Annotated in this window: 22 protein-coding genes; 10 read left to right on the forward strand and 12 right to left on the reverse strand. The window is 65.9% G+C overall.

Annotated features, from left to right (window positions below):
* Positions 1 to 80: 80 nt before the first annotated feature.
* The 4 genes from FB461_RS06540 to prfB form a co-directional block, all read right to left on the reverse strand.
* Complete coding sequence (locus tag FB461_RS06540; RefSeq protein ID WP_142120024.1) at positions 81 to 1,484, reverse strand: M23 family metallopeptidase; 1,404 nt, start codon at positions 1,482 to 1,484, stop codon at positions 81 to 83.
* A 5-nt stretch (positions 1,485 to 1,489) separates the two neighbouring features.
* The gene (ftsX, locus tag FB461_RS06545) at positions 1,490 to 2,404 is read right to left on the reverse strand and encodes a permease-like cell division protein FtsX (protein WP_142120026.1); all 915 of its coding nucleotides are present in this window, start codon (positions 2,402 to 2,404) and stop codon (positions 1,490 to 1,492) included.
* An 11-nt stretch (positions 2,405 to 2,415) separates the two neighbouring features.
* The gene (gene ftsE / locus FB461_RS06550; protein WP_142120028.1) at positions 2,416 to 3,105 is read right to left on the reverse strand and encodes a cell division ATP-binding protein FtsE; all 690 of its coding nucleotides are present in this window, start codon (positions 3,103 to 3,105) and stop codon (positions 2,416 to 2,418) included.
* A 130-nt stretch (positions 3,106 to 3,235) separates the two neighbouring features.
* Complete coding sequence (gene prfB / locus FB461_RS06555; RefSeq protein WP_142120030.1) at positions 3,236 to 4,351, reverse strand: peptide chain release factor 2; 1,116 nt, start codon at positions 4,349 to 4,351, stop codon at positions 3,236 to 3,238.
* A gap of 158 nt (positions 4,352 to 4,509) precedes the next feature.
* Between prfB and FB461_RS06560 the strand changes: the two genes are divergently transcribed.
* Positions 4,510 to 4,812, forward strand: a complete 303-nt coding sequence (locus tag FB461_RS06560) for an Ig-like domain repeat protein (protein WP_170222639.1) — start codon at positions 4,510 to 4,512, stop codon at positions 4,810 to 4,812.
* Between the two features lie 100 nt (positions 4,813 to 4,912).
* On the opposite strand, the gene FB461_RS06565 is transcribed toward FB461_RS06560, so the two are convergent.
* Genes FB461_RS06565 through FB461_RS06570 form a run of 3 tightly spaced genes read right to left on the reverse strand, consistent with a single transcriptional unit; the run spans position 4,913 to position 7,036 of the window.
* A complete protein-coding gene (locus FB461_RS06565) occupies positions 4,913 to 6,088 on the reverse strand; it encodes a MarP family serine protease (protein WP_142120034.1) in 1,176 nt (391 codons plus the stop codon).
* A 1-nt stretch (position 6,089) separates the two neighbouring features.
* Positions 6,090 to 6,245 (reverse strand): hypothetical protein, encoded by a 156-nt coding sequence (locus FB461_RS11985; RefSeq protein ID WP_170222640.1) that lies wholly within the window; start codon positions 6,243 to 6,245, stop codon positions 6,090 to 6,092.
* Positions 6,245 to 7,036, reverse strand: coding sequence for a class E sortase (locus FB461_RS06570; RefSeq protein WP_246046052.1), 792 nt, complete (start codon positions 7,034 to 7,036; stop codon positions 6,245 to 6,247). Before FB461_RS06570 ends, FB461_RS11985 begins: the two co-directional genes overlap by 1 nt.
* Before the next feature lie 147 nt (positions 7,037 to 7,183).
* Here FB461_RS06570 and FB461_RS06575 point away from each other — a divergent pair, with 147 nt between their 5' ends.
* The 5 genes from FB461_RS06575 to FB461_RS06595 are packed head-to-tail and all read left to right on the forward strand — an operon-like array spanning position 7,184 to position 13,032.
* The gene (locus FB461_RS06575) at positions 7,184 to 9,295 is read left to right on the forward strand and encodes an alpha-1,4-glucan--maltose-1-phosphate maltosyltransferase (protein ID WP_142120038.1); all 2,112 of its coding nucleotides are present in this window, start codon (positions 7,184 to 7,186) and stop codon (positions 9,293 to 9,295) included.
* Positions 9,296 to 10,723 (forward strand): hypothetical protein, encoded by a 1,428-nt coding sequence (locus FB461_RS06580; RefSeq protein ID WP_142120040.1) that lies wholly within the window; start codon positions 9,296 to 9,298, stop codon positions 10,721 to 10,723.
* A complete protein-coding gene (locus FB461_RS06585; RefSeq protein WP_170222641.1) occupies positions 10,720 to 12,288 on the forward strand; it encodes an aspartate:alanine exchanger family transporter in 1,569 nt (522 codons plus the stop codon). The genes FB461_RS06580 and FB461_RS06585 overlap by 4 nt, the downstream gene beginning before the upstream one ends.
* A gap of 46 nt (positions 12,289 to 12,334) precedes the next feature.
* Complete coding sequence (locus FB461_RS06590) at positions 12,335 to 12,589, forward strand: antitoxin (RefSeq protein ID WP_142120044.1); 255 nt, start codon at positions 12,335 to 12,337, stop codon at positions 12,587 to 12,589.
* Positions 12,586 to 13,032, forward strand: coding sequence for a type II toxin-antitoxin system VapC family toxin (locus tag FB461_RS06595; RefSeq protein WP_142120046.1), 447 nt, complete (start codon positions 12,586 to 12,588; stop codon positions 13,030 to 13,032). The genes FB461_RS06590 and FB461_RS06595 overlap by 4 nt, the downstream gene beginning before the upstream one ends.
* 51 nt (positions 13,033 to 13,083) lie before the next feature.
* Here FB461_RS06595 and FB461_RS06600 read toward each other — a convergent pair whose 3' ends face one another.
* The 3 genes from FB461_RS06600 to FB461_RS06610 all read right to left on the reverse strand — a co-directional run bounded on the left by FB461_RS06600 (position 13,084) and on the right by FB461_RS06610 (position 16,196).
* Positions 13,084 to 14,337, reverse strand: a complete 1,254-nt coding sequence (locus tag FB461_RS06600) for an ATP-binding protein (protein WP_142120048.1) — start codon at positions 14,335 to 14,337, stop codon at positions 13,084 to 13,086.
* Between the two features lie 186 nt (positions 14,338 to 14,523).
* Positions 14,524 to 15,312 carry a fumarylacetoacetate hydrolase family protein gene (locus FB461_RS06605; RefSeq protein ID WP_142120050.1) on the reverse strand — a complete coding sequence of 263 codons (789 nt, stop codon included), beginning with the start codon at positions 15,310 to 15,312 and terminating at the stop codon, positions 14,524 to 14,526.
* 47 nt (positions 15,313 to 15,359) lie between these two features.
* Positions 15,360 to 16,196, reverse strand: coding sequence for a methyltransferase domain-containing protein (locus tag FB461_RS06610; RefSeq protein ID WP_142120052.1), 837 nt, complete (start codon positions 16,194 to 16,196; stop codon positions 15,360 to 15,362).
* A gap of 120 nt (positions 16,197 to 16,316) precedes the next feature.
* On the opposite strand from FB461_RS06610, the gene FB461_RS06615 reads away from it, so the two are divergent.
* From FB461_RS06615 to FB461_RS06630, 4 genes are all read left to right on the forward strand, one after another.
* Entirely contained in the window at positions 16,317 to 17,303 is a 987-nt protein-coding gene (locus FB461_RS06615; RefSeq protein ID WP_142120054.1) for an aldo/keto reductase, read from the forward strand.
* 88 nt (positions 17,304 to 17,391) lie between these two features.
* On the forward strand, positions 17,392 to 17,691 hold the full coding sequence (locus FB461_RS06620; RefSeq protein WP_142120056.1) for a WXG100 family type VII secretion target: 300 nt from the start codon (positions 17,392 to 17,394) through the stop codon (positions 17,689 to 17,691).
* An 8-nt stretch (positions 17,692 to 17,699) separates the two neighbouring features.
* Positions 17,700 to 18,257: a DUF342 domain-containing protein gene (locus FB461_RS06625; RefSeq protein ID WP_142120058.1), complete on the forward strand. Its 558-nt coding sequence runs from the start codon at positions 17,700 to 17,702 to the stop codon at positions 18,255 to 18,257.
* 3 nt (positions 18,258 to 18,260) lie between these two features.
* On the forward strand, positions 18,261 to 20,036 hold the full coding sequence (locus FB461_RS06630; RefSeq protein WP_142120060.1) for an alpha/beta hydrolase: 1,776 nt from the start codon (positions 18,261 to 18,263) through the stop codon (positions 20,034 to 20,036).
* A gap of 371 nt (positions 20,037 to 20,407) precedes the next feature.
* Here FB461_RS06630 and FB461_RS06635 read toward each other — a convergent pair whose 3' ends face one another.
* Positions 20,408 to 21,625 carry a hypothetical protein gene (locus FB461_RS06635; protein WP_142120062.1) on the reverse strand — a complete coding sequence of 406 codons (1,218 nt, stop codon included), beginning with the start codon at positions 21,623 to 21,625 and terminating at the stop codon, positions 20,408 to 20,410.
* A gap of 56 nt (positions 21,626 to 21,681) precedes the next feature.
* On the reverse strand, positions 21,682 to 26,022 hold the full coding sequence (locus FB461_RS06640) for an FtsK/SpoIIIE domain-containing protein (protein WP_142120064.1): 4,341 nt from the start codon (positions 26,020 to 26,022) through the stop codon (positions 21,682 to 21,684).
* Positions 26,023 to 26,042: the final 20 nt, after the last annotated feature.

Here is a 26,042-nt window from a genome sequence, read left to right on the forward strand (position 1 = left end):
ACCGGCAATCAAGCCTACTTCAGGTGAACCTCGCGCTCACGCGATTTATGGACGAGACCTCCGCCGCCCTCCCGAACCGATCAGAGGCGGGTCATGGGGTCCACGGTCGAACCGTTCACGTAGACCTCGAAGTGCAGGTGGCACGCGGTGACCGTCCCGGTGGCCCCGGCATAGCCCACCAGGTCGCCCTTCTTCACGCTCTGGCCGGAGTGAACCGCGAATCGCGAGAGGTGGTTGTAACTCGTCATGAGGTTGGCCCCGTCGACGGTGCCGTGATTGATCATGACCTGGTTTCCGAAGCCGGCCCGCATGTAGGCCCATTCGACGGTTCCCTTGCCCGCTGCGTAGATGGGAGTCCCGCAGTAGGCACGGAAGTCCGTGCCGGCGTGCAGCCGCCAGTAGTGAAGAACGGGGTGATAGCGAAGCCCGTAACTCGACGTGATGTGTGGGTTGGCCGTGGGGTATCCGAGGAATCCGCGGCCCTTCGCCCCGGTGGAGGTGCCGCCGCCCGACGAGGAACCGCCTCCACTAGTGGTGCCGTTCTGCTTCCGCTCCCGCTCGAGCCGCTCGCGCTCCTTGCGCTGCGCCTCCTCGCGTTCCTTCTTGATGCGGTCGCGCTCGGCCTTGGTCAGGCCGATGAGCTTCTGGATGTCGTCGGTCAGCGAATCCTGCTCCGCGACGAGTTCTGCCTGGCGATCCAGTTCAGCCTGCTTGCGGGCCTCGATCTGGTTCGCGGCCTTAGTCTGGGTCGATTCGAGGCTCTCGAGCTTGTCCTTGGCTGCCTTTGCCGCGTCGGCTGCGGTCTTGGTGGTGACGACGTTCTCGGCCGCCTGCTCCTGCAGGGCGGAAATCGCTTCCTCGGTCGCGTCCAGGCGCACCTGCATGTTGGTGGCGATGGCGTTCGCCTCCCGCAGCGCCCGCATCGCATCCGCCTCGGTTCGCAGCGCGGTCTGGGAAAGGTTGTAGTCGGCCATGACCTGGGAGAAATCGGAGGCACCGACCATGATCTCCACGGAGGTGACCTTGAAATTGCCCGCGGCATAGTCGCGAGCCATCTGGGCGATCCCCCGGCGCGCGCGCTCAGTGTTCTCCTCGTTCTCGGTGATCTTCGTCGCGATCGACGTCCGCTCCTCACGGGCGTTGGCCAATCGTCCCTTGATGGTGTCGGCTTCGCGCTGCGCGACCTCGTATTCGCCGTTCGCCTTCTCGAGTTCTGCCTTGGCCACCGGGATCTGGGCGCGCGTATCTTCCAGCTCCTCGTAGGCCTTAGCCAGTTCGGCGTCCGAGTGCTCCAGGTCCTCCATCACCGAGGACAGTTGCGACTTGGTCGTCTTGGCGTTGGTACGCGCTTTCGACAGTTTCGCCTCGAGGTCCGCGAGATCGTCGGCGTGCGCGCCAGTCACCGCGGTAGCGGCGAGGAGTGCGCCCACTACGAGCGCCGAAGCCGCCTTGGAGATCCGGGATAGAAACCTAGTTGATGGCATGGTGATCAGACCTTGAGGAACTTCCGAAGCGTCAGCGCGGACGCGACCATCGCCAGAGCGACTGCGACCACGACGAGGTAGGGGGCGATCGCCCATACCTCGGAAACGGTGATGACCGGCACCCACTGAAGCGAACTGGACTGGGCTGCTCGTCCAAGATAACGAACCGCGCCCCACAGCGTGGCCAGCGACAAGGCGCTGCCCACGAGCGCCGCTATCGCGCCTTCCAGCATGAAGGGAAGCCGAATGATGAAGTTCGAGGCGCCCACGAGCCGCATTATGCCCGTCTCACGGCGACGGCTCAGCGCCGACAGGCGGATCGTCGTTGTAATGAGCAGGACCGCCGCGAGCAGCATGACGGCCGCCAGTCCGGCCGCAACGAAGGTGGCGCCATTGAGTACCCGGAAGATGGGTTCGAGCACCTGGCGTTGGTCCTGGACCTCCTCGACGCCCGGCCGGCCAGTAAGGACGTCCGCGATGACCTGGTAGTTCTGCGGATCGACGAGTTTGATGCGGAACGAGGCGTTCATGTCGTCCTCGGTGACCTGCGACAGCAGCCATTGCCCCTCGAAGCGATCCGAGAAGGAGGCCCAGGCATCGGCCTTGGACTCGAACGTGAACGTCTCGATCTCGGGGGCGAGTTCCGGCGACTTCAGGAGGCCCTCGATCTCGGCGATCTGCTCGGTCGTGGCCTCCCCCGACGCGCATACGGGCTTGGCCGAATTCGTGGGACACAGCAGAACCGACACTTCGACCTTGCCGTACCAGTCGTCCTTGAACTTGCCCACCTGGGCCTGGATGAGCGCGGCGGAACCGATGAACGTCAGGGAGACAAACGTGACGATGATGACCGCGATCGTCATCGACAGGTTGCGGCGCAGGCCGATCCAGATTTCGGACGCGATGAACTGAAAACGCACAGTGATAACTCCTACCGCGAAGCGCCGTAGACGCCGCGGGATTGGTCTCGGATCAGGTCACCGGTTTCCAACTCGATGACGCGCTTGCGCATCTGGTCGACGATCTCGTCGTCGTGCGTCGCCATCACGATCGTCGTGCCGCTGCGGTTGATGCGGTCGAGGAGCCGCATGATGCCGAGCGAGGTCGTGGGGTCCAGGTTTCCCGTCGGCTCGTCCGCCAGCAGGATGGGTGGGCGGTTCACCATCGCCCGGGCGATGGCCACGCGCTGCTGCTCACCGCCGGAGAGTTCGTGCGGGCGGCGTTTCTCCTTGCCCGCGAGACCGACGAGTTCGAGCATCTCCGGCACCGTCGATCGGATCTGGTGCCGGGGCCGGCCCGTGACCTGCAATGCGAAGGCGACATTCTCGAACACCGTCTTGGTCGGCAGCAGCCGGAAGTCCTGGAAGACCGCGCCGATCTGGCGGCGCAGCGATGGCACCTTCCAGTTGGACAGCGTCGAGAGGTTGTGCCCTGCCACGAACATGGTGCCGGAGGTGGCACGCTCCTCGCGCAGCACCAGCCGCAGGAAGGTGGACTTCCCGGAGCCTGACGCACCCACGAGGAAGACGAATTCCTCCCGCTCGATCTCGAGGGAGATGTCATTGAGTGCGGGACGCGCACCGCGCGCATACACCTTGGTGACATTGTCGAATCGGATCACTCGCAGAGGCCCCCTCAGGCTGGCATTCGATCGCGTGGAAAGGACGCGATAGGTGTTACCGAGCGTACGAGCGGTACCTGGGACCGGAGGGCTGACACGCCGACCCGGGTCGATCCGGTGCCGGAGTGGGTTAGGCCTCGGCCCGCTCAGCGGAGCGGCGCCAGCGGATGCCCGCCTCGATGAAATCGTCGATATCGCCGTCGAACACCGCCCCCGTGTTGCCCACTTCGTGCTCCGTTCGAAGATCCTTGACCATCTGATAGGGCTGCAGGACGTACGAGCGCATCTGGTCGCCCCAGGATGCCTTGATATCGCCGGCGAGTTCCTTCTTCTTGGCCCGTTCTTCCGCCTGGCGCTCGATCAGCAGCCGGGACTGGAGGACGCGGAGCGCCGCAGCACGGTTTTGAATCTGCGACTTCTCGTTCTGCATCGACACGACGATGCCGGTCGGGATGTGCGTCATGCGAACCGCCGAGTCGGTCGTGTTCACCGACTGGCCACCGGGACCCGACGAGCGGAACACATCCACCTTGATCTCCGACTCGGGGATCTCGATCGAGTCGGTCTGCTCGATGAGCGGAACGACCTCGACCGCGGCGAAAGATGTCTGCCTGCGCCCTTGGTTGTCGAACGGAGAGATGCGCACGAGGCGGTGGGTTCCCGCCTCGACCGAGAGCGTGCCGAACGCGTACGGGGCCTTGACCTCGAACGTCGCGGACTTCAATCCCGCTTCCTCGGCGTAGGACGTGTCCAAGACAGCCGTGGGATAGCCGTGGCGCTCGGCCCACCTCAGGTACATGCGCAAAAGCATCTCGGCGAAATCCGCGGCATCGATTCCGCCCGCGCCGGAGCGGATGGTCACCACTGCCTCACGCGCGTCGTATTCACCGTTCAGGAGCGTGCGAACCTCGAGCGCGTCCAGGTCCTTGCGGATCACGGAGAGGTCCGACTCAGCCTCGGCGAGCGTATCTGCGTCGTCTTCCTCGGCGGCGAGTTCCACCAGTGCCTCAAGGTCGTCGATCCGGGACTCCATCGACGTAATGCGTTCCAGCTCCGTTTGGGTCTGCGAGAGCGCGGTCGTCACGGCCTGCGCCTTGTCCTGGTCGTCCCAGAGGTCGGGCGCAGCAGCCTGATCCGACAACTCGGCGATCCTGGCCCGCAGCGCATCGGGATCTGAAACCGCGGAGATTGACGCTAACGTCGAGCGCAGTTGCTCGATCTCTGTCGAAAAGTCTGTAGTGGCCACAACCGTCAAGGCTACTTGACAACGCTGGGCGAAGATAACCGCGGCTCAGCGACTCGATGGCGCTCTAACTTGAGGGAGTCTCCTCGCTATCGGCCACGGCAGAGACACTGTCGCTTAAGATCACCCCCGTCCTCGCGGGCTTCGCCTCCAAGTCGATCGTGACAGCTCCGACGGGCAAGGTCGCCAAGGCCAACGCCCAGGTCTCAATCGCCAAGAAGGCCAAGAAGGGTAAGGCCCAGGTCACCGTCAAGGCGGCCGGCATCAAGACCGTTACGGGCGTCGTGGCCATCACGATCGGCAAGAAGACCGTGACGGGGAAGCTGACCGCGAAGTCCAAGGGCAAGGTAACTATCGCGCTCCCGAAGAAGCTCCAGGGCAGCAAGAAAGTCACCGTGACCTTCCGGGGCAACGCCCAGGTCAACAAAGCTACGAAGACTACCAAGGTGAAGATCACCAAGTAGGCGATGAGTAGCGCATCGTGAGGTGGGCCCGAGCGGATTCTTCCGTTCGGGCCCACCTCATGTATGTCTCGGGCCGATAGAGCACCCCCCCGACGTCGGCCTAGTCGGAGGTGCACCTGCCTGTGGCCACGGGCTCTCGCAGCGACCCCAGCGACTTGACGACGGGCCGCAATTCGTCCGCGGTGATCGCGTAGCCCAAACGCGGGGTATCGGCCGAACGTGCGAACACCATTCCCGCGACTTTCCCAGCCTGCGTGAGCAACGGACCGCCCGAGTTTCCTGGCTGGATGTTCGCAGCGAGCGCGTACATCTGCCGCGGCGCGGCGGGCGTCCCGTTGACGTCGGTGAAAGGCACGTCCCCCACGTGCAGCACCTGGGCTCCCCCGATCGTGAGCGGACCGCCGAACGGATACCCGGCGACGATGGCGTCATTCCCTTTCACAAGGTTGTCGACGAGTTGAAGCGCGGCGGGGCCCTCGTCCGCCAACCGAATGACGGCGATGTCGGTCTCGTCGTCGAAGTACACGACCTCGCCATCGCTCGCGAACCCGCCGGGCGCCTGCACGACGGGGCTGGTGACCCCCGCCACCACGTGCGCGTTCGTCATCACCATTCCGGGGCCGACCACAAAGCCGCTACCGGTCGAGGAGATGCCGCACGCGAGGGCGACCCCGGTGATGCGGGTCACCGAACCTGCCGCCGCCCTGATCTCCGGGGTGCCGGTGTCGACGTCCGGGATTGTGGTGGGCTCTCCCACGCCGAAGACATCGCCGAGCCCAGCGAGTCCGGCGGGAAGCTCGAAATTGCGGATCCCGGCGATCGCTCGTTCCACGGGTGCCGGGATGAGGCCATTGATCGTGGTGACGATTTTGGACGAGGCCACCGCCGGAGCGATTCCCGGAACCCCGAGGGAAACGACGAGCGACGCGACCAGGCTGTATGCAATAGCGACCCCCGCCAGGGACACGAGGGCGCCGAGCACGCGATCCGTCAGCCGCAACGGCGTGGCGTCGACACCGCGGCGAATGACGAGTCCCGCATAGCCCCCGATTCGACCGCCGAGCACGGGGAGCAACACGGCGAGGAATACGATCACGGGCATTCGCCACTGGGCGGACGGGAGCAGGCCGGTGAGCCACGGCATGGAGAGCCAGGCGACGACGCCGCCGACCACCATCCCGGCGATGAGCCCGAGCGTAGCGGCGAGACCTCGGCGAATGCCGAACGCGATCGCGGCGAGCAGCCCGATCACGAGAAGGATGTCGAGTCCGCCCATGTCAGTTCCCGATCACCGGATTCTGTTCGATGCGGTCGCTGATCCACGGATAGCCCCAGTTCAGGAGCGCGTAGGCGACAGCCGTGATGATGATCGCCGCCTCGATGAGTTTCAGCCAGGTCGGGCCGGGCAGGATGCGCCACAGGAATCCGTACATTATTTGGTCTCCAGCACTTGGTCGGGTGTGCCATTGGCACGTGCCATCCAGCCGAGAAGTTCCGCGTGGACGATCCAGCGGTGATCGTTTCCCCACTCGCCCAGCCTGAGGGAATGGCAGGTCGTGAGCGTGAGCAGGCGCCGAGTCGGCTCGGCGCCGGGATCACCCGGAACGGGGGCGACGACGTCCACCTGATCGGGCGTCACGATCTGTTCGTCGTACACCTCGTACACGAACCACGTGTCCGCGGTTTCGACGATGACCTGGTCCCCCTTTTCGAGTTCGTTGATGAACCGGAATGAGTTCCCGTGGGTGCGCCGGTGCCCCGCGAGCGCGAAATTGCCGACCTCGCCGGGCATGGCGGAATCGGTGTAGTGCCCCGCCGCCGCCTGATCGAGGATCGCCGCAGTCGTACCCTCGCGGATCGGCATGTTGTTGTCCGTCTTCTCGTACCACTTGGGAACGATGAGAACCCCGAATGTCTCGCCTTCGGCCACGCGCTCAACGGTGGGCGGCTCGCCCTCGGTGACGAGTTCGGCGGATTCCAGGACCCGCGGGGTGATCTCCCGCTCAAACTCCTGGATGTGCTCCTGCGCTACCGCGACCGCGGCGTTCGAGTCCCACCAGACCTGCCATGCGACGTAGCCGAGGACGACGATTCCCGCCGTGATGAGCAACTCGCCAACGACGCCGGCGATGCGCGCAGGGATCGAGGCACGCCGCCGCGTGGCGCGATCCCGCTCGCGACGGCGCGATGCGCGCGACGGCAGTTCCGACTCGATCTGACTCACCTGCGCCATTCTAAATGGCCCATCTGTTCGAGCCTGCCGACGCGCACCTCGCAGGAGAACACCGGTCCGGGCTCCCGGACACCCGGCATACCGCACACCCCGCAGCCCTAACCGGTGTTTTGGGGCTGATGGACTAGATTCGACTGTGTGAACCGCGAGCAGAAGCCATCGAAGACGTCTGTCCCCCGATCGACGCGCGCCCCGAAGCAACAGACACCAGCGCCGACCTCGGGCAAGCTCGACCACAAGCGACTCAATGCCCCGCGCGGACCCGGTATCGGACGCATTCCGGTCGTTGACGTGCAGCCGGTGATCGAGGGTGGCCGCTGGCCCACCAAGGCTGTTGTCGGCGAAGTCGTGCCCATCACAGCGACCGTCTTCCGCGAGGGACACGATCTGCACCGGGCGACAGCCGTCCTGATCGATCCCGCCGGAAACGTCCACTCGAGCGCGCCGATGCACGAGGTCGGTTCAGGGCTCGACAAGTGGCGCGGTAACCTCGTCCCCGACGCCGCTGGGGACTGGGCCTTCCGCATCGAGGGCTGGTCGGACGCATACGGCACGTGGCGGCACAACGCGGAGATCAAGATCGCAGCTGGCCTGGAGGTCCAACTCATGCTGGCCGAGGGTGCGGCCGTGCTGCGCCGAGCCGCGGCGGAGGAGTTCCGCAACCAGGACGATGCCGCGATGCTCGTGAATGCGGCAGATACCGCCCTCGACGCGTCCCTCAGTGTCTCCTCGCGGTTCGCCGCGCTGGTGTCGCCTCCGATCACAGCGGTCCTCGACCGGGCTCCCCTGCGCGACCTGGTATCCCCCACGGAGAACTATCCGCTGCGCGTCGACCGCGCCGCGGCTCTAGCGTCGGCCTGGTACGAGTTCTTCCCCCGCTCCGAGGGTGCGTTCCAGGACGATGACGGCACCTGGCATTCGGGCACGTTCGCGACGGCCGCGGAGCGGTTGCCTGCCATCGCGGGCATGGGATTCGACACCGTCTATCTGACCCCCATCCATCCGATCGGCCTGACGGAGCGCAAGGGCAGGAACAATACCCTGGGCGGCGGGCCGGACGATCCCGGTTCGCCCTACGCGATCGGCTCGCCGGACGGGGGCCACGACGCCATCCACCCCGAACTCGGCACGTTCGCGGACTTCGACGCGTTCGTCGCCCGCGCCGCCGAGCTCGGTCTTGAGGTGGCTATCGACCTGGCCCTGCAGTGTTCTCCCGATCACCCGTGGGTCTCCGAACACCCCGACTGGTTCACCACGCGCGCGGACGGCACGATCGCCTACGCGGAGAACCCGCCGAAGAAGTACCAGGACATCTATCCGCTGAACTTCGACAACGACCCCGAGGGCATCTACGCCGAGATCGCCGGCATTCTGCGCCTCTGGATCAGTCACGGCGTTAAGGCATTCCGCGTCGACAACCCGCACACCAAGCCGCTCGACTTCTGGGAGCGTCTGCTCGGCGAGATCCGCGAATCGAACCCCGAGGTCATCTTCCTCTCCGAGGCGTTCACCCGCCCCGCCATGATGCGCACGCTCGCGACGATAGGTTTCCACCAGTCGTACACGTACTTCACCTGGCGCAACACCAAGTGGGAGATCGAGGAGTACTTCTCCGAGATCGCCGGCGATCAGGCGAGCGTCATGCGACCGAGTTTCTGGCCCACCACGCACGACATCCTGCCGCCCTACCTGCAGCACGGCGGCGTCGCCGGCTTCAAGGTGCGCGCCGTGCTGGCGGCGCTCTCGTCCCCCACCTGGGGCATCTACTCCGGCTACGAACTGGTCGAGAACGTGCCGCGCCCCGGCGCTCAGGAGCAGATCGACAACGAGAAGTACGAGCTCAAGCCGCGGAACTGGGCACTGACCTCGCACTACGGGGTTGCTGACCTGCTCACCCGGCTCAACACGATCCGGCGCAATCATCCGTCGCTGGGGCAGTTGCGCAACCTCGTGGTCCATCCCACGACGAATGACAGCATCGTCGCCTTCTCGCATCACCTCGACGCGCCCTACACCCCGGCTCACGTCGCCGACACGGTGCTGACCATCGTCAACCTCGATCCGCACGAGGCGCATGACGGGCTCGTCCACCTCAACCTCGGCGCCATCGGGCTCTCCGACCTGGGCGACGGCACGATCACCGCATACGACGAGTTGTCCGGCGAGTCCTACGCATGGGGCGCAATCCCCTACGTGCGCCTCGATCCGAATGAGCGCGTCGCGCACGTCCTACACCTACGGCGCTACTAGATGCTCGTCGCCAGATCCGCGAAGATCCCGGACGAGTTCGCCGCCGCGCTTCGCGAATGGCTGCTGCGGCAACGCTGGTGGCCAGGGGACGAAGGCTGGGAGTCTGCGACGCAGATCGAGTTGGGCGACGACGTAGCGATCTGGTTGCTCCGCACGCCCAGCGAGGTAACCGTCCAGGTGCCACTTGCCCTGCTGCCGGTTCCGGATGCGGCACCGCCCGGAGTCATCTCCCTCGCTTCGCATCGCCCGGTGGTGCGGCCGCCGGGACTCATCGCTGAGGTGCGAGTCGATGGGCGGGACAGATTCCTGGTCGACGCGGCCCACGACGACCGCTTCCACCGGGCGCTCCTCACTCAGTCGCGCATTGTGGAGCCGTGGCTTCGCCGCGAGTCCGGCGGGATGCTCGTCCCCGAGCCCGAGGACGAACGGCCCGGGGCCGGCGGGGTCGAAGCGGACGAGGACGACTCACAAAGCCTCGGGGCGGTGCTCGCCGTCGAGCAGTCCAACACCTCGATCATCATGCCGCGCGTCCACCACGGAGTGATCGTCAAGCTGCTGCGCTGCGTGGTCGACGGGAATCAACCGGACCTGGACGTCCCCAACGCGCTGGCCTCCGCGGGCTTCGCGCACGTTCCTCGCACGTACGCCGTGCTGGAGGCCGTGGTGGACGACGGCCGCTTCCTGGCGGGATGGCAAGCCACCCTCGGGATCGTGTCCCAGCTCGTGGCCGACGCCGAGGACGGGTTCACGCGGGCGTGCGCAATGGCCGCCTCCGATCTGCCCTTCACCGCCGACCTGGCCGCGCTCGGGGCCGACTTGGCCGATATGCACGTTGCACTGCGCAGGGCGTTCCCAGCGGAGACCCGTTCCATCCACGAAGTGCTGGCTGCGATCGGCGCCCGCATCGAGGACTCAGCCGAACGCAGCGAAGCGGTCGCGGACCTGCTGGGGCCGATCGACACCTACCTGGCGGCGCTGCGGCGCCAATTGCCCGATTCACCCGTCACCGTTCAGCGGCTGCACTCGGATCTGCACCTCGGGCAGACGCTGTGGTCGCCACACGGCTGGTGGATCCTCGACTTCGAGGGAGAGCCCCTGCGACCGCTCGCCGACCGCATCACTCCCGACCTGCCGGAACGTGATCTCGCCGGGATGCTCCGCTCGATCGACTACGCCGCCGCCCTCACCGATGCTGGCGAGGCCTGGCGGGTGGATGCGCGCGACGCCCTGCTCACCGGCTACTACAGCCACCTCGGGCCGGTCGATGAGCGCACGCCGCACATCGGCGACGAGGCACGGCGATCGCTGCTGGATGCGTTCGAGCTGGATCGCGCGGCGTACGAGGTCGGATACGAGCATCGGCACCGGCAGCAGTGGGAATGGGTGCCAACGGATGCCCTGATGCGGATTCTGGGGCGATTCCTATGAAACTACTTGCCGACAACCCACTGATCTTCCTCGCGCTCGTGATCGGGCTCGGGGCCGCCATCGGGTCCATCTCGATCCGGAAGGTATCGCTGGGGCCTGCCGCAGTGTTGTTCACCGCGCTCGGGATCACGGCGTGGGGCAGTTCGATGGGGCTGGAACTCGTTCTGCCGGATGTGATCGGATCGATCGGCCTCGTGCTGTTCGCGTTCACCACCGGCATGTTGGCCGGGCCGGGCTTCTTCGCCGCCCTGCGCCGCTCCTGGCCCGCGATGCTCGCGATCGCCGGGGTGGTCGTCGCGACCGGGGTGATCGGCCTGTTCGTGGGCCGTGCCATGGGGATCGAGGGCGAGACGATTGCCGGGGCATTCGCCGGGGCGCTCACCAACACGCCGTCACTCGCCGCGGCCGGCGGGACGCCCGCCGCCACGGTCGGCTACGCATCGACGTACGTGTTCGCGACCGGCTGGACGCTGTTCCTGGCCGTACTGGCGCTGCGATCGGCACATAAGGACGTGGACGCGCCGCCCACGCTTGAGGACTGCACGATCGACGTGTTCAAGCAGTCGATATCGGTTGCCGCGCTTCAGGAGCAATTTGGCCCCGACCTGATCCTCACGCGCATTCGGCCGGGCGGTCGCGGGCCCGTCGTCGCGCTGACGGACGAGATGACCGTGCGCGCGGGTGACCAGATCGCGCTCGTGGGAACCCAGGTCGCGGTGAACGCGCTGGTCGCCGCCATCGGCCAGCGCAGCGCCGACGATCTTCGGCAGGACCAGACCAGCCTCGCCTACCGGAGGATCATCGTGTCCCGGCACGACCTAGTGGGACGCACTGTTGGCGAGTTGGGGCTAACCGAACGATTCGGGGCCAAGGTCGTAAGGCTGCGCCGGGGCGATATCGACCTGCTGCCGACCAGCGACACGCTGCTTCAACTCGGTGACCGGCTGCGGATCGTGGGGCAGCCCGATCGGCTGGGCGAGGTCAGCGACTACGTGGGCGACTCCTCGCGCGGGCTAACCGAGCTGACGCCCGTCGCGCTCGGGCTCGGCATCGCCGCGGGACTGGCGATAGGGCTGATCACCTTCCCGCTCGGATCGCTCACGTTCTCCCTCGGGGCCGCGGGTGGAACGCTGCTCACCGGACTGGTGCTGGGGAAGGTCGGTCGCGTGGGGCGGATTCCCGTCTCGATGCCGCAAACATCCGCGAGCGTGGTCAGCGAACTCGGGCTGTTCATCTTCCTCGCCTACGCCGGGACCAAGGCGGGATCGTTGATCCTGCACGCCATCGAGACCGGCGAGGTCACGCGTGACGCCCTGCTCGGCGTCGTCATGACCATGTTCCTGACCGTCGCCACGTATCTGCTGATGAAGTACGTGTGGAAGTCGGGAGGGACTAGGCTCGCTGGGCTGATCGGGGGTGCGCAGACCAACCCGGCCGTCCTGTCGTTCGCCAATGCCAAGACCCGGCACGATCCGCGCGTCGCCGTGGGGTATGCGTTGCTCTACCCGGCGGCGATGATCGCCAAGATCCTGATGGCGCAGATCCTGGCTGCCTCGGGCGGCTAGCGTAGTGACAGCATGCTGTCACTCTCCGTGATGCTATGCTGTCACCATGCGCACCACCGTCACACTCGACGCCGACGTCGAAGCCGCGTTGCGCCGCGCCATGCATGACAACAACATCAGTTTCAAGCAGGCATTGAACGATGCCATCCGGGCGGGACTGCAACCGCACGATAGCGGGCCACGCTCCTACACCATCGCGCGCGATCTGGGTATGCCACGGATCGATTTCGATAAGGCGCTCAGCGTTGCCGACGATCTTGAGGATGCGGACATCATTCGTAAGATGCGGCTCGGCAAATGAGGGTCGTAGATGCGAATGTCCTGCTCTACGCAAGCAACTCGGCGACTCCGCACCACGATGACTCCCGGCAATGGCTGGACACCGCCCTTGGTGGTGGCGATCGCGTCGGATTTGCATGGAACGTGCTCCTGGCATTTATTCGCATCTCAACCCACCACGCGTTGTTGCCGACCCCGCTTTCCTCGGCTGACGCCATCGCGCAGGCCGATCTGTGGCTCAGCTCGCCCAATGCCGTGCTCGTTTCACCCGGCCCCGCGCACCAGCACCACCTGAGCACCCTGCTCACGCGTACCGGAGGCGGAGGCAATCTCACCAACGACGCGCACCTCGCCGCGCTGTCCCTGGAGCACCGGGCAAGCATTGCGTCATACGACAACGACTTCAGCAGGTTCCCTGGGGTGACCTGGCACACGCCTAGTGAACTGCTGGCACGCTCGGGGTAGTTGTGCGGGTCGTGTCCACGACTTGCGGACAAGCCCTCACAAGGGCGCCGATCATGTCCACAGTCTCTCCAGCGGCAAGGCATGAATACGATCCTCCACCGGGTAACCGCGACTGCCCGTGTGGAAGGCGATCCCCGCGATGAACGATTCTCCGAGACGGTCACGTAGTTGACGCAGACCGGTCAGTTGCTTCGAGGGAACCTGGTCACCGGCTTTGACCTCGATGCCGATCACCGCACCGTCATGACGTTCGAGCACGAGGTCGACCTCGACGTTGTCGCGGGTACGCCAATGCCCCGCGGTGATGATGTCGTCCATCCAGGTCGACTGACGAATAGCCTCCTGTACCGCGAATGACTCAACCAGGTGGCCGTACTCAGTCAAGGCCGAAGGGTCGCCCCGCTCCAGTTTCGACCGCGTGAGTCGCAGCATGTGACCGCCGATGCCGGAGTCGAGGACGTGGACTTTCGGGGCTTCCACGCTCCGTGACGCCACTGTCGTTCCCCAGGCAGGAAGGGTGGCGATCAGGAAGATCGATTCGAGCAGTTCCACATAGGACGTCACCGTACTGCGAGAGACTTCCAGCGTTTCGCCAACCTTCGATATATTCAGCAGCCCGGCTGTCTGACCTACCACGCGGGTGAAGAGTTTAGGCAACACTGCTGCCCGGTTCAGCCGTCGGAGTTGCCCAGCATCGCGCTGCAAAGACTGGCGCACATGGCCCGCGAACCATCGTCCACGGGCAGTCTCGTTCGGCTGTGCCAGCGCCAGCGGCATTCCACCGCGCAAGATTCGATCAACGTAGTCCATTCGAGCGGCGCTCGCCATATCAGCCGTGTGCGGGATGTCACCGTCGAATGCCCGGGCGATGAAGGTATTGCCAGTGCCGTCGATTTCGGTCTGGGTGAGGGGCATCACGGGCAGACGCTGGATGCGGCCAGTCAGTGCCTGTGTTCCCGCAGGCAGCGAGTCGTAGCTGGCCGACCCCGCGAGGACAAACATGCCCGAGTGAGTGCCTTTGTTCAGCCGCGCCTTGATTGCCTGCAAGGTTCCCTCGGCAGCGTGGTATTCGTCGATGAGCACGGGAAGAGCCTCGTCGGTGAGTAGCGACAAGTTCTGTTTCGCGAGCGTGAGGACCGCCGGGTCATCGAGATCGAACAGGCGCGCAGCGGGAATCGTGCTTGCCACCTCGGCGAGCAGCGTTGACTTGCCGACGCCGCGTGGACCTTCCAGAAGCAGCACCGGGGTCTGGGGGATGCGTTCCAGAACGACCGGCAGAAGGCGTCGCTCGATGCGCGTAATCATGCCACCACCGTAGCACCAAGCAGCAGTGAGCCGACGATATTTTCAACATCTAGCCGACCACGTTTTCGACAATTAGCCGTAGCTGCTTTCGACAATTAGCCGAGTGCCAGACCGGCGATCAGCCGCCGCGAGCGTGCGCGGCGACAGGGTACCGCCCGCGCATGCAATCGAACCGATCAGGCGGGCTTATTCGTCCATCGAGACCACGGGACTGCGCAGCACGCCGATGCCCTCGATCTCGCACTCGACGACGTCGCCCTGCTTGAGGGAGCCCACACCGGCCGGAGTGCCGGTCAGAATGACGTCCCCCGGCAGTAGCGTGAATACCTTGGAGATATACGAAACCAGGAACGGCACGTCGAAGATCAGGTCCGCCGTCGTCGCGTCCTGGCGCAACTCGCCATTCACGCGCGTGGTGACGCGCAGATCCTCCGGGTCGACGTCCGTGGAGATCCAGGGGCCGAGCGGGCACGACGTGTCGAATCCCTTGGCGCGCGTCCACTGATCGTCGGAGTTCTGGATGTCTCGGGCGGTGACGTCGTTGGCCACCGTGTAACCAAGGACGTGCCCCAGCGCGTCCTCGGGCTCGACGTTGCGGGCGACTCGTCCAATCACCACCGCGAGTTCGGCCTCGTAGTGCACCTCACGAGACCACGACGGCAACTGAATCGGATCGTCGGGTCCGACGACCGCGGTGTTCGGCTTGAGGAAGAGCAACGGCTCGATCGGCGGCTCGTTGCCGAGCTCGGCCGCGTGATCCGCATAGTTGCGGCCCACGCCGACCACCTTGGAACGAGGAATCACCGGCGCGAGCAACCGGAGCCCATCGGTGTCGAGGTCCACTCGCTCTCCGGTCGGGGCAACGGGCTGGAACAGCGGATCGCCGCTCACTACCGCCAGGTACTCCGCCCCGGGCTCGCCTTGGACAAATCCGTACCGGGGATTTTCTCCCTCAATGAATCTCGCGATGCGCACGTCACTACTGTATCGAGTCGACACACCCGATGGAGCCGGAGCGCCCCCTAGGCCCGGCCCAGGATCTCGCCGTGCAGCACCGAGAACCAGCCCCGCGGATCGGCGGCCCAGCGGTGCCAGTCGTGGGCCAGCGCCTCCAGCGCGACATCATCCGCCAGCCCGGCCTCGCGGGCCTGGACCGCGAAGTTGGATTCGAGGCACCGCTGTGCCCACAGTCCGCCCCACCAGTCGCGCGATTCGGCAGTGGCGTAGCACCACGTCGATGCGCTGGCGGTCAACTCGTCCACGGCGAAGCCCGCCTCTTCAAACCAGGCGAGCAGGCGGCGTCCGGCATCGGCCTCGAAGCCATGCGCGGCCGTGACCTCGTGGTAGAGGATGTTCCACTCGGTCAGTCCGTCGAAGTCGGGGAACCAGGTCATGGCGGCGTAGTCGGCCTCGCGGGCGGCGACGATGCCGGCGGGCTTCGCCACGCGGCGCAGCTCTCGGATCGCGGCAACGGGGTCGGACAGGTGCTGCAGCAACTGGTGGACGTGAACCACGTCGAAGGTGTCATCGGCGAAGGGCAGTTCATAAACGTTCGCCTGCGCGAATTCGACGGCAGCTCCCTCGGCGAGCGCGTACTCGCGCGCCGATTCGAGCACGTCTTGCGAGGCGTCGACGCCCACGACTCGTCCCGGAGCCACCCGCCTGGCCAGGTCGACGGTGAGCGTCCCCGGCCCGCAGCCGACGTCGAGCAGCGACGCTCCCTCAGAAAGGTGCGACTCCAAATACTGTGCGGAGTTCGCCACGGTGCGCGCACGGTGTGAGCGCAGCACGGATTCGTGGTGACCGTGGGTGTAGGACTCGGATTCCAGCGAAAGATCGCTTCGATTGGGAGCGCTCATGGCCTGATCGTAGCCTGTGCCGACCATCATGCGAGACTCGAGTTTCGATATGTGGACGGGAAATTCGCCCGAGTCGCGGGCTGTTTGCCCCGGTCAACCGACCGGCGTAGCGTCTTGGACATGACTCCTTCGCCCCTCGCCCCCCGCCAACTGGGTACCAGTGGTTTGACCGTCTCTCCGGTCGGCCTCGGTTGCAACAACATCGGTTCGACCTCAACACCCGCCGGGGATCAGGTGGGGGCGGACGCACTCGTCCATGCCGCACTGGATGCCGGAATCACCCTCTTCGACACCGCCGACATGTACGGCACCGTCAATGGCGCCAGCGAGGAACTGCTCGGACGCGCACTCGGCAAGCGGCGCCACGAGATCGTGCTCGCGACCAAGTTCGGCCTCGACATGGGCGAACAGGCGGCGATCAACGCACCGCGCGGATCGCGTCGCTACATCATCGCCGCCGTGGAGGCCTCCCTCACGCGCCTCGGCACCGACTACATCGACCTGTACCAGTACCACTCCCCTGACCCGCTAACGCCCATCGAGGAGACACTCAGCGCACTCGACGATCTGGTGCATGCGGGCAAGGTACGCTACATCGGCCACTCGAACCGCTCCGGCTGGCAGATCGCCCAGGCCCACTACGTCGCCCGTGAAATCGGCGCGACCCGCTTCATCTCATCGCAGAGTCACTACAACCTGCTCGATCGCCGCGCAGAACTCGAGGTGCTGCCCGCCGCACTCGAACTCGGACTCGGCGTGCTCCCCTACTTCCCGCTAGCCAACGGCCTGCTCACCGGCAAGTACCGCCGCGGCCAGGCCGCGCCCGAGGGCAGTCGGCTGGCCGGGCGCAAAGCGCACCTGCTCGAGACGGCGCCGTGGGATCAGTTGGACGAGTTCTTCGCCGTCGCCGATAGTGCAGGGCTCACGCCGCTGCAACTCGCGATCAGCTGGCTCGCCGCACAATCCCCGGTCACGTCCGTGATCGCTGGCGCGACTACTCCCGCGCAGATCGAGGCCAACGCTCGCGCCGCGGTTCGGCTCGACCCGGAGATCGTCGGCCGAGTGGGCGACATCTTCCCAGCGCCGCCGAAGATCGCATTGTTCTAGCCTGTGGATAACGGTCGCCGAGACCGCAGAATGCGTAACGTCTCCTCCACCAGCCCGCTACGGGCAGGACGTGGACAAGGAGGAGACCATGAAGAACGCCATCAATGTGTCCTACGCGGACCTGAGCCGGCAGGCCTCGTCGCTGCGCAGTGAGCGCACCGAGATCGTCCGGCGACTCGACAAACTGCAGCGGGAGATCGCCTCGCTCGTGACGCAGGGCTTTGTCACCGACAGGACCTCGGCAGCATTCGAGGCGCACTACCGGGAGTTCACGCGCGGCGCGCGCACGACGATCGCGAGCCTGGATGGCATCGCTGACTTCCTAACTAATACTGCAAAGACGCTGGCCGAGGTTGACCGCCAACTGGCCGCGAAGATCGCTCGATAGAGTGCGCAATGACTTCAGACTCTGAGCGACTACGCACCTATGAGCGGGAACTCGCCTCTCTCGCCGATTCGCTCCGTCAGAAAGCGGCCAACGTCACGCGGCAACTCGCGCAGGCCGATCTCCCCTCACTGACAGGCATCGCGCTCCGAGGTCAGGTCGATGCCCTCATGACTGGATGCCGTGGGGCAGCGACAACGATCGAGGCCGTAGCCCGGCTCGTGGCGGCGCACCGGGTGGCCGCGGAGCGAGTGCAGCGTGCGATCCAGCGCGTCGAGACTGGGCTGTCCGACGCCCTGCAGAGCGCGCTGCGCCTTGCCCGGGAGGCGCGCCGGGTCGACAGAGTAATCCCGATCACCCGAGTGAACCCGTGGATGACGGTACTCGGAACCCTTGCACCGGGCAGCGATGAGGTGCGCGTGAACTACTACGAGCACGGCAACGCCTGCGTGGATCCTGGTCGCGTCGGCCGGGCACTCTCGATCGCCCAGCGGATTCCAGCGATTCCGCCGCCCGGCGCACTCGCCTGGCTGTCTGTTCCCTCCGTTCTCGCTCGCTATTGGAACTGACTCATGGCGCGCGCAGACGGCGGAATCGACCGCGACATCCTCGGGGACCTGCTGGTTCGGGGCCAGGTCGACGCTGCGCATCAGGGCGCGAAATCCTTCAGCGGTCCACTCGGAACACCGGACGAATCCGCCAAGGCTGCCGCCCGCGACGTCACTTCCGGAACCACAGCGGCCGCGGACGAACTGGCAAGGCGAAGTTCGCAAATCGCAAGCCGTACTCAGAGGCGCGCGGCACGCACCGCGAGGGAGTTCCGGCTGACGATCTCGGCGCTGCGCGAAATCGAACGCGGACTCGATGAGATCCTCGATGACTTGGATGCGATTGCGGGGACGCTCGGGAGGCTACCCACGGATGGGGCGATGATCCGATCGATGGCCTTGAGCGCGGTCACGGGCCAGGCCGTGCTCACCGCAGCCATTGCCGGAGCCGCCACGATCAAGGGCCTAACACACACCGGACGCTGGCTTCTGCCCGTTTTTACGCGCATCGCGGCATCAGTCCAGGCCGCCGAGGATGTGATAGGACTTAGCCTCGATGTTGCATACGGAGCTGCCGCAGCCGGCACGGCCACTGCGATCCGGATTGGACGAGTGCAGGTGCGTATCGCGGGCCGATTGCTGACCGTACCCGCGTCAACCGCGCTCTCGATCGTGGGCGGTCTGACTTACGTGACTGGCTGGCGGGCCGCCATGGCCGCGGGTTTGCTCGGCTCGACCACGGCCTTAGCAAGTGGCACAGTGGCATCGGTCGAGCGCTCCTTGCGGAATGCCGCCGGCGAACTTGGTCGCGGCATCCTCACCGACCCCGGTGCCCTGGACAGCCCCTCGGAGTGGCTGCGCGGCGCCGCACTGATACTGCGAAACGTGAAGGACGGCTTGGACCCTGACGCCATCGAGGACGGAATCGGGCGGACGCTTCCCGATACCGGGCTGCTGTCATACCAGTCGATCCTCGCCTTGTTCTCCAATGCCTGGACGCTTACCGGGAAATCCGACAGGTCGATCCGCTCCGTCACGCCGAATCGAGCACAGCGGGCGCAGATGAACGCCGCGCGGGATCGCTACCGTGCGAAATTGCGCGCCGCCCATCCGCGGCTCTCAAACCGGTATGGGCAACTCAGCACCGTCGGCGATGTCTTCGCAAATGCGGGTGAGATCGATGCTCTGGGCGAAAACCGTGCGGCCGTCATCCGCGTGATGGTCAATCACGGTCCGCCAGTGACTCTAACGTTGATCCTGCCGAGCACGAAGGACTGGTACAGCACGTCGAAGGTGCCCAACGATCTCGCGTCCAACATTGCCATTATGGCCGGCGCGGATTCCGCACTGCTGAGGGCGGCCGAGCACGCTCTGCGGTCGACGATGAAGGATCTCCGCCTGGATCCATCTTCCGTGGCCGTCATGGTGGCGGGATTCAGTCAGGGCGGAATCACCGCCGCCCGATTCGCCCAGCGCTACCATCGCGACTTCGCCATCAAACAGGTCGTCACTGCGGGAGCTCCCGTCGCCCGCATCCCACTACCGGAAGGCGTCTCCGCGCTGAGTTTCGAGAACGCCAGCGACAAGGTCGTGCCCCGGCTGGACATGAAAAGGAACAACGAGACGAAGCAGCACAAGACAGTGCGGGGCCGAGCCGGTGGCCACAGCGCCGCCGACTACGCCGAGACCGCACTCGACCAGCAGGCCGCCTATGCGCGGCACGGCAGCGTTCAGCGTTTCCTCGCCAAGGGGGGTGATCGCGTCACCGCCCATGACCACTACGTGGTGCGTGGGCGGTGACCGAATGACCGCGCACCATCCCGACTGCATCGCACAAAAACCAGTCAGCCAACTCACACCACGCCCTGCTCGGCGGCCAGCACTCAACGCGACTGTCGGCGCCAGCGCCTGCGCCTCAGGGGCCCGCCAACGCCACGGCCAAGCCCCACGCGCCAGCGACTGCGCCTCAGGGCCCGCCAGCGCCACGGCGAAGCCCCACGCGCCAGCGACTGCGCCTCACGGCCCGCCAGCGCCACGGCAAAGCCCCACGCGCCAGCGCGCGCACCGCCCGCCAACGCCACGGCGAAGCCTCACACCAAGCCGTGAATCAGCGCCCACAGCAGAGCGCACAAGCGTTGAGAGGCAAATCTGGTCGCGGCGTGTTGGCGCACCTACTCGAGCGGATTCAATCCCAGCTGAACGCGCATCTCGGCGGCAGTGGATTGAACGAACCTCCGGGGCGTGCGAACCAGAAGCATCGGTTTCCTAGAGACGAGGAAGCTCACGGGAACAATCCGTTGCCCGTCATCCGAGACGATGTCGAATGCGATATTCAGTTCGCCGCCCTTTGACCGAACGGTGTGGATCGAGCGGATTTGTGTGGCATCGATCAAGAACCCCTCCGAAGGCTCGCGGTATCCAGGAATTAGCCGCAGTCCGTCACGCGATACCGCCACGACGTAGGCGCTACCCAACGGTCCGGAGTCGCCACCGTCAGCGAGGCAGTCGCGAACCGCTCCCAGTGCCTGCATCGTTTTGGGGCGCGAATGGCCCATGACGACAACAGCGCCGGGAACGCTGGCCGCCCGCGTCAGCCGCACTCGGAACCTACGGCGCCGGATGAGCGTACGAATCCACACGACAAGCAGAAACGTCGGAATGAGCACCATCGCCGCGATGGCGGTGATATCCGTGTCCCCCTCACGAATGAGCCGCGCCACCCACCCGTGCAGAAAGTGGCTGGAAAGGCTCAGCACGATCCCCAGGGCTACTAGCCACCACGCACGTCGCCGCAGCACATACCAGACGGGTTCCGCGGGATCTGGCGGAGGATCCACCACTTGCTCCTGGAAGCCCATCGCGCTGATCGCGGCCGTACTGGCGGGTTCCCGAGCGCCCCTTGGAACAGGACCGTAAAGCGACGCCTCCGCCAGAGTCAGCGGTTCAATGGCCCCTTTCACCTGGCTGACCAGGAACCTGAAGAGCGGAATCTGCGCCGCAGGCAGGAGCACATAGGTCGATTTGCCCGTACCGTCCTCAAGACTGACTAGTTCGAGGCCCACAGCCGCCAATCGACCTGTGACCAGTAGTGCCGCGTGCAGTTGCGGCATCCTCGGCGAGATATCGCCAAAGGTCGTGGCAGGCGAAACAAGCGGATGCCCACCCAGCCAGTGCAGCAGATCGCGGGCATCGTCGTCCGCTGCGACGGCGACAGCCACCTCGTTGTCACGAAGCCATTGCACGGTGACGAGCCAACGGCGAGGCGTCAGATCGGGTATCGAAGCCGATTGGTGAGGCGCAAGGCACTCCAGTTGCTCCATCAGTCCCGGATCCGCCGTGAGGAGCGCAGCCAGAGAACGATACTGGACGAGTTCTGCGTAACTATCCACGATGACCTTTGCCGGCGCTGGGAATCGAAGGCTGGATCAAACCACATTAGCCGAGGTCAGGCATTACCCGGATCAGGTGGCAATGCGATCTGGATCCCGCGGATCGTGTCCGCCTGCGCCAGCACCCCACGTCCCGGACGCTTCAACTGAGTTCCGACGAGATTCGCTGGCAACGACACCGGGATGGGGCCCGGCACGTCCCCATCCGACGGTCTCAACGCGAGGATTCGCCGCGCGGCTGCAAGTTCCGCGTGAATCTGCCACGCGCGGCTTCCGCTCGGAAGTTCCACCCCGACCACGACGGCGGGAAGAACCCGAATGAGCGATGCCAGGAGTTCATCGCAGTCCGTGTCGGCGAAATCGGCAATACCGCCGATGACGAGGAAATCAATCGCCAGTTCGCCCGCCAGGATCGATCTGGCGGTCGCGGCGCACTGCTCGATTCCGGTGCTCAGGTGCGTCCAGGAAATCTGCTCGGACAGTTCTCGATCCGGGGTGGCGCTAAGAAGGGCAGTCGTGCGCTCGGGATTCACCCGTGAATACGCCGCGGCAAACGTGCGCAGGGTCGTAGTGATGCCGCCGCCGAACCCGCCGCTCACTATCGTTACTCCCCGGACATCCACCGTCACCGGGTCGAAGTGGGCCAGATCAATGCCAACGGGAATCGCCGGAGATTCGTCGGAAGCGGGCGCGGGATCCGTTTCACGCTCAGCACCGGATAGATCCGAGACGCGCTCGGAGGACCGCGAGATCCGTGCCGTCAGGTCCGCCCACGTCAGCGACTCCGGCGCATCCTCGATCTCGCATCCCACCGCGAACAGCCCTTGGGACTCACCGAGGCCCGCGAGGCGCCCCAGCGCATCGAACCTGCCTGCCGCATCGCAGGCCGCGACCGCCATCTGGCACTCCAATCCATCCACCCAGCCGCGACCAGGAATCGCAACGCGGCGATCCGGGTCCTCGTCGGGTGACCCCAGAACGATGCGCAGCCCGAACTGCTGCAGGATACGCGCCGGGATGCCTCGCTCGCCCAGGGAGGTCGCAACGACCCGAAAACCAAGCGATCCAGCGCGCAGAATCGTGGCGATCTGCGTTTCGACGGTGCCGTGCAGGTCCGTTTCGAATCGTTCGAGCAACAGGCCGAGCCCGTCGATCACGATCAAGATCGGCTGGGCCGGGCTTCGGCCGGATTCGCGCCGATCGCAGAGGCCGCATAGGTAGTCGAGCAGGCGTTGGAGCCGCTCATTCTGGCCGCCGGTCACGAGGTTCGTGACCCCGGCCAGGGTAGCCGTGCTCGCCGGCAAGGCGCTGGCGAGATCTAGCACGTGACATTCCACGGTGCTTCCCACAGCGATGTCCGCCTCGGCCTGCCGCAGGAGCACCGTCAGGACGGCCTCGGACTTTCCCGAGCCCGGCGGCCCGAGGATGAGCAGGTTGTTGCCCTCCGTCAGGCTCCATTGCAGGGGCACTTGGCGCTGATCGGAGGGATCATCGACCAAGCCGATCGACCGTGCCTGCGCGACAGCGTCCAGATCCTCGAACCTCAGGACTTCTGGCAGCGGATCGAGCCATGGGCGTCGCGGTCGCGGCCGATCCCCCATCGCCCGCGAGACGGCGGCGCAGAGACGCTGGATGTCGGAGCGGACCGCCCGGGGACGCACCGACGCAACGACGGGCGCGCTCGCATGGAATCCGAGGCGCTTGATCGTCACTTCCCGATCTCCGGAAGCCGTGGCACCGAGGTAGGCGCACTGGAACTCGGTGAGCGACGCCGCTCCACGACGGATGAGAGCCCTGCCGGGCGCATCGGCGCGGAAGCGAGCGGCATCGCGCACGCCGACTACGTCGAGCGAGTCATCGTCGTCAGCCATCCGCAGCGCGACGCGGATAGCCGTATTCGCTCGCACGTTGTCCCGGATCACGCCCGCGGGTCGCTGCGTCGCGAGAATGAGGTGGAGCCCGAGCGAGCGCCCTCGCTGCGCGATGTCGACAACGCCATCGATGAATTCGGGTACCTCTGTCACGAGTGCGGCGAACTCGTCGATGACGATGATCAGGGGCGCAAGGTCCACCTCTGGGTTTCCTCGCGCAAGCGAGGAGAGATCCTTGGCGCCGCAGTCGGCCAGGATGCCTTCGCGACGCCGCAACTCGGCGCGCAAGGATACGAGAACTCGCGTGACCAGCCCGCCGGACAGGTCGGTCACGAGCCCCACCACGTGCGGCAGACGAGCGCACTCAGCGAACGCGGAACCTCCCTTGTAGTCGACCAGCAGGAAGTTGACGTGCGCGGGGTCATACGTGGCCGCGAGCGCGGTGATCCACGTCTGCAGGAACTCGGATTTGCCCGCACCGGTCGTACCTCCCACCAGCGCATGCGGTCCGTCCTGTCGCAGGGACACCCGCACGGGGCCGTACCTGCCCTGGCCTATCGTGCATGCGAGATCGTCGTCGGCCTCGCGCCACCGGCGCTCAATCACCTGCGCGTCGGCAACATCCTCACCGAGGATCGCCGGTAGCCGCACCATACCCGGCAATTGAGCGTCCGCGCCCTCGGTCCCGCGAGGATCGTCGAGCGGTGACAGCGCTCGCGCAAGTCGCGCCGACTCACCGGCGCTAGCGACCTCGAGCTGGGTCAGTTCGATCTGCCTGCCAGCGCGCGCATCGACGAATCGTGTCGTGGGCCCGCATTCGACGAACGCGGCGCACTCTGCCGGGAGTCCATGAACCTCATCGGCTACCCAGAGGACGTAGATGCCCAATGGCGGCCCGGCAGCGGCCAACCGCAGCCACGGGCCGATTCCACCAGCGGGCCCATCGACGATCAGCACGATGGCTAGCCGGTTTCCCGAAGGCGCCCCATCGAGCAGGCGCCGCGTCGCCCGCTCCCGATCAAGCGCGCTGGCCAGGTCCTGGACCGCGGCGCCGTCACCGGCCAAGTGCCCGGTATCGCGAACGTGCGGCAGCCATTGCAGCCACTCCCAATCGTCCGCGTGTGACGGCGAGGTCGCGCAGTAGACCGCCAGCGTACGCGGCGAATGCCCCGCTACCAACTGCACGGCGAGGGCTCTGGCGGTATCGCGAGCCATGGCACCCGCCAGACCCAGGTTGCCCCAGGATACGAGGGATCCTCCGACCGGCACGTTGCGCACCGGCAGTTCCCGGCGTAAGAGTTCCGCTAGTTCGCGGCGAAGTTCGGGATAGGACGAGTGCTGCGTCGGGCCGTTCACGAGCACGAGGTCATCCCGCGTCTGTGATCCCACGCGGAGGGTGAGGAATTCCGGACCCTCGTGGCGACTCCACAATTCGTCATCGAGCGTGGTGACGGACGCCGCGGCGCGCTGGACGGACCCAAACTGCCCCTGGAGCGCATCGATTGCCCCCTGTTGCAGGTCCGCGAGAGAGTGACTGAAATCGTCCAAAGCCTGGCGGAATCGGGCTCGATCCCGCTTGCCCCTGCGGCGCGCTCCGACCAGTTGATCCGCCCAAGTTCCGGCGACCATCACGGCCGACATCGCGACCATCGACAGCATCGCGGTCTGCCCCGTAACCGCCCATGCACCGACACCGAGCAGGCCCGGAATGACCGCGGAAAGGACTCCCATACGTGATCTGGGAGCCCTGTCGGGTACCTCTGGCATGGCCAGTTCGAGTTGCGCGAAGCGTGATTGCACCCTCGGTGATGGCAGGTGCTCGATGGTGAGCCCGCCGGCTCCTAGCGACTCCCGCCCGCGGTCGATCGTCGCTGTCGAGGCACTGCTCGGAGCCCTCGCCACTGCTTGCGTGGCTACACCGGCGCTCGGCGCCTGGCGTGCGGACTCGATCAGTAAGGACAGGTGCCCCAACTCGAGCCGCGCGGGCAGTGAATGCGCGCGCCGGTCCGCCAGCCGTTCGTCTCCGTTGCCCTCGTGTCGCATCGCCACCTCGAGAACTCCCCCGCGCCCCACGCGGCGCAAGATGAGTTCGCCGCTGATGCGCGGCGTCCTCGCGTCCGGGATCCGAATGCGATTCCGCCAGCCTCGACCCAGCGCATTGGAGCCCAGCAGCAGCGGATATGTGATCGCCGGCATTCGGTCACTGGTGCACGTGACCCATGCCGGCGGCCGGTGACGCTCGACGTCAGGCGAACCGATGCTGCCGAACGCGACTATCGCGATCGTTCGCCCGCTCCTGAGACCCGAATCGGCAAGCGGTGTGGCCGGATGCTCGACGCGCTGGTCTCCCCCCGGCAAGATCTCGCACAGGGTCAGCGGTCCGGAGTGACCTTCCCCGGGTACCGGCCGCAGTTCACGGGCGATGGCGTGAGCGATCTGCCCGATCGGCGCGCAGTCGTCGGCCTCGATCTGCAAGGCGACGCATTGGCCCCGCTCACCGATCACCTGCCACCGCACGTTCGCCATCGACTGCTCCTTCCCCGTGC

The organism is Rarobacter faecitabidus (genome assembly GCF_006716265.1).
GTDB lineage: Bacteria > Actinomycetota > Actinomycetes > Actinomycetales > Cellulomonadaceae > Rarobacter > Rarobacter faecitabidus.

What these genes read in the sequence shown, in the direction of transcription:
- FB461_RS06540 (WP_142120024.1), bottom strand. Translation starts at nt 1,484, where the DNA reads ATGCCATCAACTAGGTTTCTATCCCGGATCTCCAAGGCGGCTTCGGCG.
- FB461_RS06565 (WP_142120034.1), bottom strand. Translation starts at nt 6,088, where the DNA reads ATGGGCGGACTCGACATCCTTCTCGTGATCGGGCTGCTCGCCGCGATC.
- FB461_RS11985 (WP_170222640.1), bottom strand. Translation starts at nt 6,245, where the DNA reads ATGTACGGATTCCTGTGGCGCATCCTGCCCGGCCCGACCTGGCTGAAA.
- FB461_RS06580 (WP_142120040.1), top strand. Translation starts at nt 9,296, where the DNA reads ATGCTCGTCGCCAGATCCGCGAAGATCCCGGACGAGTTCGCCGCCGCG.
- FB461_RS06585 (WP_170222641.1), top strand. Translation starts at nt 10,720, where the DNA reads ATGAAACTACTTGCCGACAACCCACTGATCTTCCTCGCGCTCGTGATC.
- FB461_RS06590 (WP_142120044.1), top strand. Translation starts at nt 12,335, where the DNA reads ATGCGCACCACCGTCACACTCGACGCCGACGTCGAAGCCGCGTTGCGC.
- FB461_RS06595 (WP_142120046.1), top strand. Translation starts at nt 12,586, where the DNA reads ATGAGGGTCGTAGATGCGAATGTCCTGCTCTACGCAAGCAACTCGGCG.
- FB461_RS06600 (WP_142120048.1), bottom strand. Translation starts at nt 14,337, where the DNA reads ATGATTACGCGCATCGAGCGACGCCTTCTGCCGGTCGTTCTGGAACGC.
- FB461_RS06610 (WP_142120052.1), bottom strand. Translation starts at nt 16,196, where the DNA reads ATGAGCGCTCCCAATCGAAGCGATCTTTCGCTGGAATCCGAGTCCTAC.
- FB461_RS06615 (WP_142120054.1), top strand. Translation starts at nt 16,317, where the DNA reads ATGACTCCTTCGCCCCTCGCCCCCCGCCAACTGGGTACCAGTGGTTTG.
- FB461_RS06620 (WP_142120056.1), top strand. Translation starts at nt 17,392, where the DNA reads ATGAAGAACGCCATCAATGTGTCCTACGCGGACCTGAGCCGGCAGGCC.
- FB461_RS06625 (WP_142120058.1), top strand. Translation starts at nt 17,700, where the DNA reads ATGACTTCAGACTCTGAGCGACTACGCACCTATGAGCGGGAACTCGCC.
- FB461_RS06630 (WP_142120060.1), top strand. Translation starts at nt 18,261, where the DNA reads ATGGCGCGCGCAGACGGCGGAATCGACCGCGACATCCTCGGGGACCTG.
- FB461_RS06640 (WP_142120064.1), bottom strand. Translation starts at nt 26,022, where the DNA reads ATGGCGAACGTGCGGTGGCAGGTGATCGGTGAGCGGGGCCAATGCGTC.